We start from the raw sequence: 16921 nt of genomic DNA on the forward strand, positions 1-16921 counted from the left end.
CTAGGGAGTATTCAATGCAATTTAAAGACTATTTAGCTACTTTTCCGGCTATCGACCATCTTGCAGGTTTAAACGTAATTAACGAGAAAGGTGAAGTGATTCACAACATTCCGGCGATTGAAGGGAAATTAGGTTCTCTTAAACTTTACAATGCATTATTTGCAAAATTTGAAGGAAAATTAACCGCTTGTGCAGCTAAACAAGGCATAGAATGGTTTGCTGAACATGTAGAAGATGCGAAAAATAACCTTGGAAAGCACCCGAATATTGATTTGCTGTTTAAAGTGATTGAGGAAGATCTTACTTTAACCTTAGAACCTGTAGCTAAATAATTTTAGTGCCTAAACAAAACCCACTTTAGTTTGTTTATAAAGTGGGTTTTGTATTTAATATCTTGAAAAAATTAGAGTTTTTCAGAAAGCATTGCTTCTAATTTTTCTTGGTCAATTGCAAATTTGCGGATACCTTCCGCTAATTTTTCAACAGCCATTGGATCTTGATTGTGCTCCCAATAGAATTCTGCTTCAGTCATCGGCTCTGGGCGAGCTTTCACTTCACCTTTATATTCTAATTTACGCACGAAAGTTTCATTGCTTTCTTGTAATGCTTTTAATAATGGCGGAGCAATAGTTAAACGGTCACAACCGGCTAATTCAACAATCTCACCTACATTACGGAAACTTGCACCCATTACAATGGTTTTATAACCATGTTGTTTGTAGTAGTTATAAATATTAGTCACAGAAATTACCCCAGGATCTTCTGCTGGCGCGTATTCTTTACCTTCATTAGCTTTGTACCAGTCTAAAATACGTCCTACAAATGGGGAAATTAAATAAACGCCTGCTTCCGCACAAGCACGAGCTTGAGCTTGAGAGAATAACAATGTTAGGTTACAGTTAATCCCTTCTTTTTCTAATACTTCCGCAGCACGGATACCTTGCCATGTTGAGGCAATCTTAATTAGGATGCGATCATTGCTAATGCCCGCTGCATTATATAAAGCGATCAATTTACGTGCTTTAGCGATCGTTTTCTCAGTATCGTAAGAAAAACGAGCATCAACTTCGGTAGAAATACGTCCAGGTACCAGTTTTAAAATTTCTAAACCAATGTTTACTGCTAATTTATCTTCTGCATCAACTAATTGCTGTGCTTTATCACCACTTTGTGCTTTTGCGTAGGCTACTGCATCCTCAATTAATGGAGCGTATTGCGGTAGTGCTGATGCACTAAGAATTAAAGAAGGATTAGTCGTTGCATCTTCCGGTTTATAAAGCTTCATTGCCTCAATATCGCCTGTATCTGCAACAACAACAGTAACTTTACGTAATTCATCTAATTGACTCATGTTCATTCCTTATCTGAAGTTAATAACTAAATTGAATTTTCGAATAATAGCAGTAACTACTTCAAAAGAGTAAATAATTTTGTGATATAGATCACATTTTTATAAAATAACTCAATAAATCCAGATAGAAGTTTTTCTTTATACTTCTAACTGATGAATAAATGAAAATATTTTGCTAATTAGATCGCCGTTTTGTTGAAAAGATCACCAAGCGGTAATATTTTTCAATTTTTTTACAATTTTTGCTTGCGTTCATTTTATTTTTCCCTATAATACGCACCACACAACGACGCGCTGTTGTGAACGGTTTGTTTAGATTGCAGTGCGTCGTTTTATTTTGTTCTTTAAAAATTTATCAGACAATCTGTGTGGGCACTTGTTGATTGACTTGATTTTAGAAATATTTTTTAATTTTGAAGTCTTAATAGGTGCTTAACTAGAAATTCATTTAAACTTTTTTAAGTTTACTTATAAGTTGACTTATTAAAGTGTGATTTTTATGTCAGTACATATTGAGCGATTAAACTTTTTGAATTGAAGAGTTTGATCATGGCTCAGATTGAACGCTGGCGGCAGGCTTAACACATGCAAGTCGAACGGTAACAGATTAGTACTTGTACTAATGCTGACGAGTGGCGGACGGGTGAGTAATGCTTGGGAATCTGGCTTATGGAGGGGGATAACTACTGGAAACGGTAGCTAATACCGCGTAATGTCTGTGGACTAAAGGGTGGGACCTATTGGCCACCTGCCATAAGATGAGCCCAAGTGGGATTAGGTAGTTGGTGAGGTAAAGGCTCACCAAGCCCACGATCTCTAGCTGGTCTGAGAGGATGACCAGCCACACTGGAACTGAGACACGGTCCAGACTCCTACGGGAGGCAGCAGTGGGGAATATTGCACAATGGGGGGAACCCTGATGCAGCCATGCCGCGTGAATGAAGAAGGCCTTCGGGTTGTAAAGTTCTTTCGGTAGCGAGGAAGGTGATTGTTTTAATAGAACAATCAATTGACGTTAACTACAGAAGAAGCACCGGCTAACTCCGTGCCAGCAGCCGCGGTAATACGGGGGGTGCGAGCGTTAATCGGAATAACTGGGCGTAAAGGGCACGCAGGCGGACTTTTAAGTGAGGTGTGAAATCCCCGGGCTTAACCTGGGAATTGCATTTCAGACTGGGAGTCTAGAGTACTTTAGGGAGGGGTAGAATTCCACGTGTAGCGGTGAAATGCGTAGAGATGTGGAGGAATACCGAAGGCGAAGGCAGCCCCTTGGGAATGTACTGACGCTCATGTGCGAAAGCGTGGGGAGCAAACAGGATTAGATACCCTGGTAGTCCACGCCGTAAACGCTGTCGATTTGGGGATTGGGCTTTGAGCTTGGTGCCCGTAGCTAACGTGATAAATCGACCGCCTGGGGAGTACGGCCGCAAGGTTAAAACTCAAATGAATTGACGGGGGCCCGCACAAGCGGTGGAGCATGTGGTTTAATTCGATGCAACGCGAAGAACCTTACCTACTCTTGACATCCAGAGAAGCTTGCAGAGATGCGAGTGTGCCTTCGGGAGCTCTGAGACAGGTGCTGCATGGCTGTCGTCAGCTCGTGTTGTGAAATGTTGGGTTAAGTCCCGCAACGAGCGCAACCCTTATCCTTTGTTGCCAGCGATTCGGTCGGGAACTCAAAGGAGACTGCCGGTGATAAACCGGAGGAAGGTGGGGATGACGTCAAGTCATCATGGCCCTTACGAGTAGGGCTACACACGTGCTACAATGGCGTATACAGAGGGCGGCGACCCAGCGATGGTGAGCGAATCTCAGAAAGTACGTCTAAGTCCGGATTGGAGTCTGCAACTCGACTCCATGAAGTCGGAATCGCTAGTAATCGCAAATCAGAATGTTGCGGTGAATACGTTCCCGGGCCTTGTACACACCGCCCGTCACACCATGGGAGTGGGTTGTACCAGAAGTAGATAGCTTAACCGAAAGGAGGGCGTTTACCACGGTATGATTCATGACTGGGGTGAAGTCGTAACAAGGTAACCGTAGGGGAACCTGCGGTTGGATCACCTCCTTACCAAAAATCAAGGGTGAAGCTAAGCGAGAGCGAGGTGGAGCTAGAGCGACAGCAAGTGTTCACACAGATTGTTTGATAGATGAAATTAGAAGACAAAACCGAAGGTCATCCGTTGGGTCTGTAGCTCAGGTGGTTAGAGCGCACCCCTGATAAGGGTGAGGTCGGTGGTTCAAGTCCACTCAGACCCACCACTCAGAAGGCAAGCGAAAGCGAAGCGACTATGAGTGAAGAAAACGGAAGATGAAATTGGGGATATAGCTCAGCTGGGAGAGCGCCTGCCTTGCACGCAGGAGGTCAGCGGTTCGATCCCGCTTATCTCCACCAATCATCATACCTAAGGTTGCAAGCGGTTAAAAATACCGAGGAATTTGCAATTTTAGGTATGATGATAGGCGAAAGCCATTGTCTTATGTTCTTTAAAAATTGAGAAACAAGCTGAAAAACTGAGAGATTTTCGAAAGAAAGTCTGAGTAGTTAAAAAATCTTGAGTGAACAAAAGCACTCAAGTGTTTAGTTGAATAATATCGCTTCAAATCAATTCATTTGATTTGTTTAAATGAAAACATTTGAGGTTGTATAGTTAAGTGACTAAGCGTACACGGTGGATGCCTTGGCAATCAGAGGCGAAGAAGGACGTGCTAATCTGCGAAAAGCTTGGATGAGTTGATAAGAAGCGTTTAATCCAAGATATCCGAATGGGGAAACCCAGTAGATGAAGAATCTACTATCACCCAGTGAATACATAGCTGTGTGAAGCAAACCGGGAGAACTGAAACATCTAAGTACCCCGAGGAAAAGAAATCAACCGAGATTTCGTTAGTAGCGGCGAGCGAACGCGAAGGAGCCTGTCAGTGATAGCAGAGTTGTTAGAGGAATTGGCTGGGAAGCCAAATCATAGAGGGTGATAGTCCCGTACTCGAAAATGACATTGTGGTACTAAGCTGACGATAAGTAGGGCGGGACACGAGAAATCCTGTTTGAAGAAGGGGGGACCATCCTCCAAGGCTAAATACTCCTGATTGACCGATAGTGAACCAGTACTGTGAAGGAAAGGCGAAAAGAACCCCGGTGAGGGGAGTGAAATAGAACCTGAAACCGTGTACGTACAAGCAGTGGGAGCAAGCGTAAGTTTGTGACTGCGTACCTTTTGTATAATGGGTCAGCGACTTATATTTTGTAGCGAGGTTAACCGAATAGGGGAGCCGAAGGGAAACCGAGTCTTAACTGGGCGTTTGAGTTGCAAGGTATAGACCCGAAACCCGGTGATCTAGCCATGGGCAGGTTGAAGATTGGGTAACACTAATTGGAGGACCGAACCGACTAATGTTGAAAAATTAGCGGATGACTTGTGGCTGGGGGTGAAAGGCCAATCAAACCGGGAGATAGCTGGTTCTCCCCGAAATCTATTTAGGTAGAGCCTTGAGCGGACACCTTCGGGGGTAGAGCACTGTTTCGGCTAGGGGTCCATCCCGGATTACCAACCCGATGCAAACTGCGAATACCGAAGAGTGATACTCAGGAGACACACGGTGGGTGCTAACGTCCATCGTGGAGAGGGAAACAACCCAGACCGCCAGCTAAGGTCCCAAAGTCTATATTAAGTGGGAAACGAAGTGGGAAGGCTTAGACAGCTAGGATGTTGGCTTAGAAGCAGCCATCATTTAAAGAAAGCGTAATAGCTCACTAGTCGAGTCGGCCTGCGCGGAAGATGTAACGGGGCTAAAATATAGCACCGAAGCTGCGGCATCAGTCGAAAGACTGTTGGGTAGGGGAGCGTTCTGTAAGCGGAAGAAGGTGAATCGAGAGGTTTGCTGGACGTATCAGAAGTGCGAATGCTGACATAAGTAACGATAAAACGAGTGAAAAACTCGTTCGCCGGAAGACCAAGGGTTCCTGTCCAACGTTAATCGGGGCAGGGTGAGTCGGCCCCTAAGGCGAGGCTGAAAAGCGTAGTCGATGGGAAACGGGTTAATATTCCCGTACTTGGTGTAATTGCGATGTGGGGACGGAGAAGGTTAGGTTATCAGGGTGTTGGAAATCCCTGTTTAAGCCGGTAGGTGTGAAGACTAGGCAAATCCGGTCTTCTTTAACGCCGAGAAGTGATGACGAGGCTCTACGGAGCTGAAGTAACCGATACCACGCTTCCAGGAAAAGCCACTAAGCTTCAGGTTACACTAAACCGTACTATAAACCGACACAGGTGGTCAGGTAGAGAATACTCAGGCGCTTGAGAGAACTCGGGTGAAGGAACTAGGCAAAATAGCACCGTAACTTCGGGAGAAGGTGCGCCGGCGTAGATTGTAGTGTCTTGCACACGAAGGTTGAACCGGTCGAAGATACCAGCTGGCTGCAACTGTTTATTAAAAACACAGCACTCTGCAAACACGAAAGTGGACGTATAGGGTGTGATGCCTGCCCGGTGCTGGAAGGTTAATTGATGGTGTTATCGAAAGAGAAGCTCCTGATCGAAGCCCCAGTAAACGGCGGCCGTAACTATAACGGTCCTAAGGTAGCGAAATTCCTTGTCGGGTAAGTTCCGACCTGCACGAATGGCATAATGATGGCCAGGCTGTCTCCACCCGAGACTCAGTGAAATTGAAATCGCCGTGAAGATGCGGTGTACCCGCGGCTAGACGGAAAGACCCCGTGAACCTTTACTATAGCTTGACACTGAACATTGAATTTTGATGTGTAGGATAGGTGGGAGCCTTTGAAGCATGAACGCTAGTTTGTGTGGAGGCGTCCTTGAAATACCACCCTTTAACGTTTGATGTTCTAACGAGGCGCCCTAATCGGGTGTTCGGACAGTGTCTGGTGGGTAGTTTGACTGGGGCGGTCTCCTCCCAAAGAGTAACGGAGGAGCACGAAGGTTTGCTAATCACGGTCGGACATCGTGAGGTTAGTGCAATGGTATAAGCAAGCTTAACTGCGAGACAGACAAGTCGAGCAGGTGCGAAAGCAGGTCATAGTGATCCGGTGGTTCTGAATGGAAGGGCCATCGCTCAACGGATAAAAGGTACTCCGGGGATAACAGGCTGATACCGCCCAAGAGTTCATATCGACGGCGGTGTTTGGCACCTCGATGTCGGCTCATCACATCCTGGGGCTGAAGTAGGTCCCAAGGGTATGGCTGTTCGCCATTTAAAGTGGTACGCGAGCTGGGTTTAGAACGTCGTGAGACAGTTCGGTCCCTATCTGCCGTGGGCGTTGGAGAATTGAGAGGGGCTGCTCCTAGTACGAGAGGACCGGAGTGGACGCACCCCTGGTGTTCCGGTTGTGTCGCCAGACGCATTGCCGGGTAGCTAAGTGCGGAAGAGATAAGTGCTGAAAGCATCTAAGCACGAAACTTGCCTTGAGATGAGTTCTCCCCGACTATAAGTTGGTAAGGGTTGTTTAAGACTAAGACGTAGATAGGTAGGGTGTGTAAGCGGTGTGAGCCGTTGAGCTAACCTATACTAATTGCCCGAGAGGCTTAACTATACAACGCTCAAGTGTTTTTGACAGAAAGCGAAGAAACTAAACAAAAGAAACTAAACAAATCAACTCAGAATAAACAGCTTGTTTCGAATTAAAGGCAAAAGCCGAAGAAAGTAAAGAACAAACAAAACAATTTAGAAAGACAAAAGTAAAGACGAAGAAAGTCTGAATCATCGAAGATTTTCCTGATGTCGATAGTGCTGTGGTGCCACCTGAATCCATACCGAACTCAGAAGTGAAACGCAGTGACGCCGATGGTAGTGTGTGGATTCCGCATGTGAGAGTAGGGCAACATCAGGGCATTATTCAGCCGAGAGGCAAATAAGTAAAATCGACCCCAAGCTTAGCGATAGGCTTGGGGTTTTTGTTTTGGGGGATGGGTAGAGAGCTATTTAAGAAGCTGAAAGAAATCTAAGTATAAAAGCGGATTAAATTTTGTTAAACTGAGTGGAATGATATTTTAGGTAGGTATTTTTACTTTGTTTGATTATTTCCTCTCATTATCTCCAATTTGGCAGGCATTTATTGCAGGTTTATTTACTTGGGGATGTACAATTTTAGGCTCATCCTTTGTCTATTTTTTTAAATCGGTTAATCGTAAATTATTAGATAGTATGATGGGCTTTGCTGCCGGAGTTATGGTTGCAGCCTCATTCTGGTCATTATTAGCTCCTTCACTTGAGTATGCAAAAGCGGATTATGGTTCATTAGCATGGTTGCCTGCAGCTATTGGCTTTCTTACTGGAGGGGCTTTTATTCGAGCTATTGATTATATTGTTCCGCATTTACATTTAAGTAAACCAATTGAAGAAGCAGAGGGAGCTTATCAACTTAAGAAAGGCTTATCAAAGTCAGCCTTACTTTTTTTAGCGATTACAATTCATAATATTCCTGAAGGATTAGCTATTGGGGTTACTTTTGGTGCTTTAGCGACACAAGTACCTGGTATTGATGCTTCTGTAATGGGAGCGATAGGCTTGGCAATCGGTATTGGTTTACAGAATATTCCGGAAGGTTCTTCTCTTGCTTTGCCAATTAGGGCGGAAGGCAATAGTCGCAATAAAGTATTTTGGTATGGCGCAATGTCAGCTGTGGTTGAACCAATTGCTGCAGTTATTGGTGCAGTTTTTGTGCTCTCTATGACTGCGATTTTGCCGTATGCTTTAGCTTTTGCTGCAGGAGCAATGATTTTTGTGGTAGTAGAGGAGTTAATTCCTGAATCACAAACGCATAATAATACAGATATTGCAACCTTAAGCTTGATGTTAGGTTTTGTTGTAATGATGGTATTGGATGTTTCACTAGGATAAAATATGATTTGGTATGATGCACTTTTTGGCTTTAGTGGTCGATTAAACCGACAGGGTTTTTGGATAGGGTTTATAATTAACTTTATTTTTTTGTTTATTTCTGTGCTTTGGATTAACCCTATTTCTCAACTATTTTTTAGCTTTTTACCGCTTTGGATTGCTTGTTTTAGTTTATCTGCGTTAATTATTAAGCGTTTGCATGATAGAAATCGCTCAGGTAAGGCTTTACTGATGGTGTTTGTTCCTATTATTTGTTACATAGCTTCCGATTATTCACAAGGTCTGATGAAAATGCTATTAGGAAATGTTATGCCTGCTTTTATTGGCATGATATTATTTTTAGAATGGGGAGTATTTGCAGGTGATCCTAACCCAAATCAATATGGCGAGAGAGGCCTATCCTTTAAATTAAGAGAATAAAATGAAATTAAATTATCATAAAACCCACTTTTTAACATCAGCACCTGATATTCGCCATTTACCGGAAGATACAGGCGTTGAGATTGCTTTTGCTGGGCGTTCTAATGCGGGAAAATCAACAGCTTTAAATGCCCTAACTAGCCAAAAAAGTTTGGCTCGAACGTCTAAAACTCCTGGGCGCACCCAATTAATTAACTTATTTGAAGTTGAGCCTAATTGTAAGTTGGTTGATTTACCGGGTTATGGCTATGCAGCCGTGCCTGAACAGATGAAAATACAATGGCAAAAAGCATTGGGAGAATATCTGCAAAAACGTGAATGTCTACGTGGTGTGGTGATTTTAATGGATATTCGTCATCCGTTAAAAGATCTGGATCAACAGATGATAGAATGGGCTGTATCAGCCGAACTTCCAGTGTTGTTGCTTTTAACAAAAGCGGATAAGTTAAGTCAATCGGCAAGATCAAAACAAGTTAAAATGGTAAGAGAAGCAATTTTACCTTTCCAAGGTGATATTCAAGTGGAAGCCTATTCCGCACTGAATAAAATCGGTATTGATAAGCTTTCGGCCAAACTAGATAGTTGGTTTGCAGAAAATTTTATAACAGAATAAGGGAGAAATAGCGATGTTTGATTTAGCTGCATTACGTCAAGAAACAGATGAGATCATTGAAAATTTATTAAAAGATGGTTCAGATCCGGATGCGCTTTATATTATTGAGCACCATGTTGCTCACCGTGATTTTGATAAATTAGAGAAATTAGTCGTAGATGCCTATAAATTAGGTTATGAAATTTCCGAAGCGGAAGAGGTAGAAGAAAACGGTAAAATCATTTTTGTTTGTGATATTGTCAGTGAAATTAATTTGAATGCAGAGCTAATTACAGCTCAGCAAAAAGAATTACTGCCATTAATTGAAAAAGCGGGTGCAGAGTATGAGGGCTGGGGCACTTACTTTGAAGATCCGAACGCTGATGAAGATGAGTACGGTGATGATGGCGAATTCTTTGATGAAGATGATGAAGATGATGAAGATTTTGATGAGGAACCGACTCGTCATTAATCATACAAGCGGTCTTTTTTGCATAATATTTTGCAAAAAAGACCGCTTGATCGCTTATTCTAATCCTTTTTTTACCCAATAGTGATAAGGAGAGGACTCAACCTCTTTTTTAATAAGTTGGTGATCCATAAATTCGCAGAAGCTGGGAATATCTCGAGTGGTAGCAGGATCATCGGCAATAATATGTAAAATCTCGCCGTTTTCCATATGACGAATGGTTTTTCTAGTCAGCATTACTGGTTCCGGACAGCGTAAGCCCAACGTATTTAATTCTTTATTTACAGTTAAATCAGTCATTATATTCCTTATGAAAATATTATTTTCTCAACATATCGCGCGTTTACAGTTGGTTATTCAAGAACTACTTGAAAAGGTTTTTTTAGATGGTCTGTGGATTTATGCGGGCAAGGCTAAAACCTTATTTTTAGACGACCAAAACGCACCTTTCAAAATTAACCCCTATTTTAATTACTTTTTTCCTTATCCCCAAGCTGAAAATTGTTGGTTGTTTTTAGATGGCAAAAATAAGCCAAAAATTTATTTTTATGCCTCTGAAGATTATTGGGTATCAATGCCTAAAATGCCTACAGATCATTTTTTTGCTAATGAATTTGAGTGGATTATTACGCAGTCTGAAAGTGAAATTGCAAAATTTATGCAAAATTCGACCGCTTGTGCCTTTATTGGTGAGGATGTTGCTTTAGCCGAAAGCTTGGGCTTTAATCAAATTAATCCGCAAAAGGTGTTGAATATCCTAAATTTTGAGCGTTCGGTTAAAAGTGAGTTTGAGGTTCAGAGTATTTATCAAGCTCAATTCTCTGCGTTGAAAGGGCATCAAGCGGCAAAAGAGGCATTCTTTGCGGGCAAAAGCGAATTTGAAATCAATTTAGCCTATCTTAAAGCTACGCAGCAATCGGAGCTGAATGTGCCTTATGGCAATATTATGGCGATTAATCAACATAGTGCAGTGTTACATTATACCGATTTAGATTTTGATACAAATAGCCCTCGCCATAGCTTTTTAATTGATGCGGGCACTACGGTAAACGGTTACGCTTCTGATCTTACTCGTAGTTATGCCTATAACCCTGATTCTGAATTTGCCGAATTAATTGCCAAAATGGAGGATTTGAAGCTCAAGATTATTGATGAGCTTGCTGTAGGGGTGAATTATCTGCACTATCATACTCAAATGCAGCAGTGGATTTCTACTCTCTTAGCAGAGCATCAATTTATCCATTTATCGGCCGAGCAGATTTTTGAAGAAGGCATTAGCCGTAGCTTTTTCCCGCATGGTTTAGGGCATTTATTGGGAATTCAAGTTCATGATGTTGGCGGTTTTCAGCAAAATGTTCGAGGGAGCCGGAAATCCCCTCCGGAGATTTACCCAAGTCTGCGCTGCACCCGCGATTTGCAGGAAAATATGGTACTGACGATTGAACCCGGTTTCTACTTTATTGATATGTTGCTTAATCCATGGAAGAATAGCCCTATTTCATCTGTTTTTAACTGGCAGAAAATCGAAGAATTTAAACGCTTTGGCGGCATTCGCACGGAAGATAATATCGTGCTTAGGTCAAGCGGTGCGGATAATTTAACTGCTAGAGCAGCATCAAAAATGTGAGGATATAATGCCTGTTTTATTTATTCTTTTTGGAATTTTCTTTTATATTTATTGTGAAGTGTCTCTGCTGGTCAATGTTGGCTCAGCAATTGGGATTTTACCGACTATTTTGCTGCTTATCGCTATTTCTTTTATAGGGTTATGGTTTGTGAGGCTGCGGGGGGCTTATACGCTGTTTGCTATTCGCCAAGAACTCAGTAAAGGGAAGCTACCAACTGATGCAGTCGGTCGCTCAGTTATGTTTATTTTGTCAGGTATTTTGCTGATTATTCCCGGCTTTTTAAGTGATATATTAGCCATTTTATGCGTGTTGCCGTTTAGCCGAAAACTGATTCAAATTTTTGTGATAAATAGCTTTAAAAATAAAGTGTTTATGCGTTTTACTTCATCACCAAATGCTTATTTTTATTCACAATCGCATCAAGATAGCAACACTTTCGATGCGGAATTTGAGCATAAGCCTGAAGAGAATGATTCGAATAAGAGAATTAGATAATGGATAAAAGGACAATAGCCTTGTTGAAGGTTCATGGTACCGCGATTTTCTTTGGGGCTTCCGGGATCTTCGGCGCATTAATTCAAAGCTCTGCAGAAACGATAGTATTAGGTCGTGTGATGATTGCATTAGCGATGATCTCTTTGTATTTTTTATGGAAAAAACAACCGCTTGTAAAACTCAATTTTCAGCAAATGGGGCAGCAAGCCATATCGGCAGCATTGCTAGCCGCACATTGGGTGACGTTTTTTGTGGCGGTCAAAGTGGGTGGAGTGGCGGTCGCGACTTTAGGTTTTGCTAGCTTTCCTGCCTTTGTGGCGTTATTTGAGAGCTTGTTTTTCCGTGAAAAATTACGCTTTCGGGAAGTCGTTTTATTAATTGCGATTACCATTGGTTTAATTTTAGTCACCCCTGAGTTTACTTTCGGTAATCAAGCTACTCAAGGATTACTTTGGGGCATTTTTTCTGCCTTAGTGTATGGTATTTTAGCAGTAGTAAATCGTAAAACGATGAGCAAAATTTCAGGCGTGCAGGCAAGTTGGTGGCAATATATTTTTGCTACACTTTTTTTGTTGCCGTTTTCTGCTGCGGAATTGCCAGGCGTTTCTGCCCAAGATTGGTTCTGGATTTTCTGTGTGGGCTTTTTGTGTACTACTTTGGCTTACACGTTATTTATTTCAAGCCTCGATACCATCAATGCTCGCACTGCTTCAATGATTATTTCTCTCGAACCTGTTTACGCCATTGCTATCGCTTGGGTTTGTTTTAATGAAGTACCAAGTTTGAGAATGTTAATTGGTGGGGCGATTATTTTACTTTCCGTAGCCTGGGCAAATTTGAAAAAATGAAGAAACCTATCTTTAAAAAAGCAGACAAGCGGTCAAATTTTACAAAAAGTTTGCAAAAAAAGAGAGAAAAGCGACCGCTTGCATTCAACGAAAGTGTCCTTGTGTTATTCAATAAGCCCTATGATGTGCTGACTCAATTTACTGATGAACAGGGGCGGAAAACGCTAAAGGATTTTATCCCGATTCCTCATATTTATCCTGTTGGGCGGTTGGATAGAGATAGTGAGGGTTTACTGCTTCTGACCAATAATGGTGAGATTCAGCATCGGTTGGCAAATCCGAAATTCGAGAAACAGAAAACTTACTGGGTGCAGGTTGAAGGTATTCCGCAACAACAAGATTTAGCGAAATTGGCACAAGGTGTTGAGTTAAAAGATGGTTTAACTCAGCCGGCAAAAGTTAGAACGATTGAGCCTCCTGAGTATCATTGGCAGACGGCTCCTAAAATTAGGGAGCGAAAAACCATTCCAACCAGTTGGATAGAGTTAGTGATTCATGAGGGAAAAAATAGACAAGTTCGCCGAATGACGGCACATGTCGGTTTCCCGACCTTACGCTTAATTCGTGTTGGGCTAGGACATTTTGAGCTAGGTAATTTAGATAGTGGGGAGTATCGTGTTTTGTCGGATCACGAAAAAAGAGAACTGTTTAGGAAACTAGGGTTGCAAGATGAATAAAGGATATTGGGTTGTTGTCAAAGATTTTGATATCGCCTTAATGAATGGTGAGATTCCGTTTGGTACGGCAGAGGAATTAGGCTTTGGGGCACGAGATAAATTAGTGATCGGTACTTATCAAAATTCACCTGTTTATTTGCTGAAAGCCATAGAAGAAGATAGTGAGCGAGAATTTGCTTATTTAAGGACGCAGATTAATCGACCTGCCGAATTGGTTCATTTATTACACCGAGCAGTTTCGCTCAACCACTTTTTTCATACGCACCAATTTTGTGGTAAATGTGGCGAAACATCTGTATTGGCGGAAGATGAGATTGCTGTTCATTGTCACGCTTGCGGTAATCGTACTTATCCGACAATTAGTCCCTCAATTATTGTGGCAGTACGCAAAGGGCGGCAAATTCTGCTAGCCAATCATTTACGCCATAAAGGCACGATGTATACCACGCTCGCAGGGTTTGTTGAGGCAGGTGAGGCAGTAGAAACTGCTGTACACCGAGAAGTATTTGAAGAAACCGGCATTCGGGTTAAAAATATTCGTTATTTCGGCAGCCAACCTTGGGCTTTTCCGAATTCATTAATGCTTGGCTTTTTAGCAGATTATGAGAGTGGGGAAATCCGGCTTCAGGAAGAGGAAATTTGCGATGCAAAATGGTTTGATTGCGATGAGGTTTTGCCAGAAATCCCCCAACAAGGCACGATAGCTTTTGAGCTGATTCGAGAAACATTGAAGTTATGTCGGGAAGCATAAAAAAATGCCGAATATCAATTTATTCGGCATTTTTGTTTTTTTAATTACCCTTCACAACTTGAGCAGCTGAGTAGGTTACGGTTAAATACCTGTGCTGCACTCATTGAGTTTTGGTAGTAGATCGATTTTAAGCCTAGCTCTTCAGCGGTTAAGTAGAGTTGGTTTAGATCACGCGCCGGTGTTGCCGGGTGGATCATCAAGTTAATACTTTGCCCTTGGTCGATATATTTCTGACGTTGAGCCGCTTGTTGAATGACGCTTAATTGGCTGATTTCAGCGAAAGTTTTGAATACTTCTTTTTCATGCTCTGAAAGCTGTTCTAAATGTTGAACAGATCCGTCATTTTGCAAGATAGATGCCCAAATTTCTTCTGTATCTAAGCCTTTTTCTTGTAGTAATTTCTCTAAGAACGGATTTTTATAAACCGTTTTGATTTTCGCTAAATCTTTCACATAATAGTTCGATTTAAACGGTTCTACCGATGGCGAAACACTGCCTAAAATAAAGCTACTGGATTTAGTTGGTGCAATACTCATTAAGGTCGTATTACGGCGACCATAGCCTTCTAGAATTTCAGGCTCACCAAAGCGTTGGGCTAACTCTTGAGAAGCTTTTAATGTTTTTTCTTGCAATGTTTTGAAAATTTCATTGTTTTTCTGCATTGCTTGGAAGCTATCAAAAGCGATGTTATTCGCTTGTAAATAACTGTGCCAGCCTAGCACGCCTAAACCTAGAGCACGATGGCGTGTTGCAAAGCGGTTTGCTCTGTCTAAAAACGGAACAGATTTACTTTTCTCAATAAACTCGCTCATTACTACATCTAAGAAGTAGGTTAAGACTTCTGGTGCATCGGTGTTTTTCCACTCATCAAAATAGAGTAGGTTCATTGACGATAAACAGCAAACGAAACTTTCGTCGTTACTTGATGGTAACATAATTTCGGTACATAAATTTGATGCGTGAATCGTCATATTTTTATCTTTATAGACATCCGGACGGCCTGCGTTTGCGTTGTCTTTAAAGAATAAATATGGAATACCGGTTTCTGTTTTACGCTGTAATAGTTTTGCCCAAAGCTGACGTTTGTAAGGATCGCCTGCTTTCATTGATTCTAACCATTCGTGGCCTACACAAACACCGTAGTACATTAATTGAATTGGGTTACCTTCGGTGTGGATATCTAACCATTCATCAATATCACCGTGTTCAATATCAATATAACCTGCAAACTGCCCTTTACGAGAAGTCCCTTGTGAAATAACATCAATTACTGTGTCAAACAATTTACTGAAGTTGAATGAACCGTCAGATTTACCGTTATTTTTGATTGATGAACCACGAGGACGAATATCTCCAAAATAAGCAGACGTACCGCCACCGATTTTACTCATCATACCTACTTCGGCAGTAGTTACCATGATCTCATGGATAGAATCGCCGATATAGCTGCCGAAACAAGAGATTGGCAACCCGCGGTCTAAACCGAAGTTTGACCAAATTGGCGAGGAAAGAGAGAAATAACCTCTTGCCATATAGTGATAGAATTTATCTGCATAGCCTTCAATACCAAGTTTTCGTTCGGCATGTTCAGCGATAAAACGGATACGCTCTAATGCGGTTGTGCCTTCCAATAAGTAGCCACGCTGTAAGAATAAGCGGCTATCATCATTTAGCCAGTGGAAGTCTGGGCGATCAAGATTAGAATAAGTCATCTGCGGTAATTTGCTTCATTTTTTTAGAATAATCGGTACTACGTTTGTTAAAGAAATCGGTTTCTTTTGTTGAAAGAATTTCAATATCAAACCACTCAGTCTCTTTTAACATTTCAGGGTCAATATCATGAGGTGGCTCTAAGCCTAAGATTGACAGTGAATTGTTGTAACGGTTTTTAATATAATTTTCCACCGTTGCTTTGGTGATAAAGCTTAGATCGCCTTCTTCAAAAATCCAGTCTAAAATACTACGTTCTGCTTCAAAAGCTTGAGTAGCCAAAGTTTCTAGCTCGCTGAAAAATTCAGGCGTGAAAAGCTCGGCGTGTTCATCGCGTAAAATTTCATATAAAGCAATACCAAATTTGCCATGAATTTCCTCTTCTTTTGAGGTTGCTTCAACAGCATTTGAAATTCCTTTAAACAGATTTTTATGCTTGTTAAATGACATCATAATGATGAACTGACCAAATAAAGAAATATGCTCAACAAATAAAGAGAATAACACTAACGATAATACAAACTCACCTTTGCCGGCATCTTTATCTTTCATGAAACTTTCCATGTAACGAATACGATTCATTAATGGTTCAATTTCGTGAATTTGGCTAAACATTTCATTTAAGCCCAGCTTTTCCAAAAGGAATGAATAAGCATCCTTGTGACGAACTTCACTTTCAGCAAAAGTACCACCTACATCATCCATTTCCGGTTTCGGGAAATAACGGTATAACTCGCCCCAGAAACGTTTTACATTTACTTCTACTTGAGAAATTGCAAGCATTGCACGGGTTAAAACGTGACGTTCGTGATCGTTAATCACCGTGCGATAGTCTTGGATATCACCGGTAAAGTTAAATTCGGTGTGTAGCCAATAAGAATGGCGGATCGCATCTTTAAATTCAAGAAGCTCAGGATATTCATACGGCTTAATATTTAAGCGTTTTTGGAAAAGATTTCTAGACATATTTGCAGGCTCTTATCTTTAGGTTATGTTTGAATCTGAGAGAAGATTGTATGCAAAAAAACTTTCAAGACAAGTCTTGACAAACTACCTTTTTGTTAGCTTATTGATTTATAAAGGAAAATAGTTTTGTAAATTTTTCTGTCTATATATTGTGGT

General features: G+C 41.5%; 14 protein-coding genes, 2 tRNA genes and 3 rRNA genes. 15 read left to right on the top strand and 4 right to left on the bottom strand.

Features of this window, described 5'->3' with window-relative positions; all coding sequences use genetic code 11:
* Window positions 1-14: 14 nt before the first annotated feature.
* The gene (locus A6B41_RS02060) at window positions 15-332 is read left to right on the top strand and encodes a DUF2322 family protein (protein ID WP_027073773.1); all 318 of its coding nucleotides are present in this window, start codon (window positions 15-17) and stop codon (window positions 330-332) included.
* A gap of 71 nt (window positions 333-403) precedes the next feature.
* Here the strand turns inward: A6B41_RS02060 and tal are convergent, their stop codons facing one another.
* Complete coding sequence (gene tal, locus A6B41_RS02065; RefSeq protein WP_027073772.1) at window positions 404-1351, bottom strand: transaldolase; 948 nt, start codon at window positions 1349-1351, stop codon at window positions 404-406.
* Between the two features lie 531 nt (window positions 1352-1882).
* Between tal and A6B41_RS02070 the strand changes: the two genes are divergently transcribed.
* The 9 genes from A6B41_RS02070 (at window position 1883) to rraB (ending at window position 9693) form a co-directional block, all read left to right on the top strand.
* A 16S ribosomal RNA gene (locus tag A6B41_RS02070) occupies window positions 1883-3422 on the top strand.
* 114 nt (window positions 3423-3536) lie between these two features.
* Window positions 3537-3613, top strand: a tRNA-Ile gene (locus tag A6B41_RS02075).
* A 57-nt stretch (window positions 3614-3670) separates the two neighbouring features.
* Window positions 3671-3746: transfer RNA gene (locus tag A6B41_RS02080), tRNA-Ala, on the top strand.
* Window positions 3747-4000: 254 nt separating this feature from the next.
* Window positions 4001-6902: ribosomal RNA gene (locus A6B41_RS02085) — 23S ribosomal RNA — on the top strand.
* Between the two features lie 181 nt (window positions 6903-7083).
* Window positions 7084-7199: ribosomal RNA gene (gene rrf / locus A6B41_RS02090) — 5S ribosomal RNA — on the top strand.
* Together the 16S, 23S and 5S rRNA genes with 2 tRNA genes alongside form the textbook arrangement of a ribosomal RNA operon.
* A 179-nt stretch (window positions 7200-7378) precedes the next feature.
* Window positions 7379-8209 carry a ZIP family metal transporter gene (locus A6B41_RS02095; protein WP_176673419.1) on the top strand — a complete coding sequence of 277 codons (831 nt, stop codon included), beginning with the start codon at window positions 7379-7381 and terminating at the stop codon, window positions 8207-8209.
* Window positions 8210-8212: 3 nt separating this feature from the next.
* Window positions 8213-8629, top strand: coding sequence for a DUF805 domain-containing protein (locus A6B41_RS02100; RefSeq protein WP_027075000.1), 417 nt, complete (start codon window positions 8213-8215; stop codon window positions 8627-8629).
* Between the two features lies 1 nt (window position 8630).
* On the top strand, window positions 8631-9242 hold the full coding sequence (gene yihA / locus A6B41_RS02105; protein ID WP_027075001.1) for a ribosome biogenesis GTP-binding protein YihA/YsxC: 612 nt from the start codon (window positions 8631-8633) through the stop codon (window positions 9240-9242).
* A gap of 13 nt (window positions 9243-9255) precedes the next feature.
* A complete protein-coding gene (rraB, locus tag A6B41_RS02110) occupies window positions 9256-9693 on the top strand; it encodes a ribonuclease E inhibitor RraB (protein ID WP_027075002.1) in 438 nt (145 codons plus the stop codon).
* A 54-nt stretch (window positions 9694-9747) separates the two neighbouring features.
* Here the strand turns inward: rraB and tusA are convergent, their stop codons facing one another.
* Window positions 9748-9990 carry a sulfurtransferase TusA gene (gene tusA, locus A6B41_RS02115; protein ID WP_027075003.1) on the bottom strand — a complete coding sequence of 81 codons (243 nt, stop codon included), beginning with the start codon at window positions 9988-9990 and terminating at the stop codon, window positions 9748-9750.
* A gap of 10 nt (window positions 9991-10000) precedes the next feature.
* Here tusA and pepQ point away from each other — a divergent pair, with 10 nt between their 5' ends.
* The 5 genes from pepQ to nudC are packed head-to-tail and all read left to right on the top strand — an operon-like array spanning window position 10001 to window position 14089.
* On the top strand, window positions 10001-11317 hold the full coding sequence (pepQ, locus tag A6B41_RS02120; RefSeq protein ID WP_027075004.1) for a Xaa-Pro dipeptidase: 1317 nt from the start codon (window positions 10001-10003) through the stop codon (window positions 11315-11317).
* Window positions 11318-11324: 7 nt separating this feature from the next.
* Window positions 11325-11813: an FxsA family protein gene (locus A6B41_RS02125; RefSeq protein WP_027075005.1), complete on the top strand. Its 489-nt coding sequence runs from the start codon at window positions 11325-11327 to the stop codon at window positions 11811-11813.
* Window positions 11813-12661, top strand: coding sequence for a DMT family transporter (locus tag A6B41_RS02130; RefSeq protein ID WP_027075006.1), 849 nt, complete (start codon window positions 11813-11815; stop codon window positions 12659-12661). The genes A6B41_RS02125 and A6B41_RS02130 overlap by 1 nt, the downstream gene beginning before the upstream one ends.
* Window positions 12658-13338: a pseudouridine synthase gene (locus tag A6B41_RS02135; RefSeq protein ID WP_027075007.1), complete on the top strand. Its 681-nt coding sequence runs from the start codon at window positions 12658-12660 to the stop codon at window positions 13336-13338. The genes A6B41_RS02130 and A6B41_RS02135 overlap by 4 nt, the downstream gene beginning before the upstream one ends.
* Window positions 13331-14089, top strand: coding sequence for an NAD(+) diphosphatase (gene nudC / locus A6B41_RS02140; protein ID WP_027075008.1), 759 nt, complete (start codon window positions 13331-13333; stop codon window positions 14087-14089). The genes A6B41_RS02135 and nudC overlap by 8 nt, the downstream gene beginning before the upstream one ends.
* 44 nt (window positions 14090-14133) lie before the next feature.
* On the opposite strand, the gene A6B41_RS02145 is transcribed toward nudC, so the two are convergent.
* Both A6B41_RS02145 and A6B41_RS02150 read right to left on the bottom strand, forming a co-directional pair.
* Complete coding sequence (locus A6B41_RS02145) at window positions 14134-15801, bottom strand: ribonucleoside-diphosphate reductase subunit alpha (protein ID WP_027075009.1); 1668 nt, start codon at window positions 15799-15801, stop codon at window positions 14134-14136.
* Complete coding sequence (locus A6B41_RS02150; RefSeq protein ID WP_027075010.1) at window positions 15788-16765, bottom strand: ribonucleotide-diphosphate reductase subunit beta; 978 nt, start codon at window positions 16763-16765, stop codon at window positions 15788-15790. Before A6B41_RS02150 ends, A6B41_RS02145 begins: the two co-directional genes overlap by 14 nt.
* Window positions 16766-16921 lie beyond the last annotated feature (156 nt).

Source organism: Mannheimia granulomatis, from assembly GCF_013377255.1.
Lineage (GTDB): Bacteria > Pseudomonadota > Gammaproteobacteria > Enterobacterales > Pasteurellaceae > Mannheimia > Mannheimia granulomatis.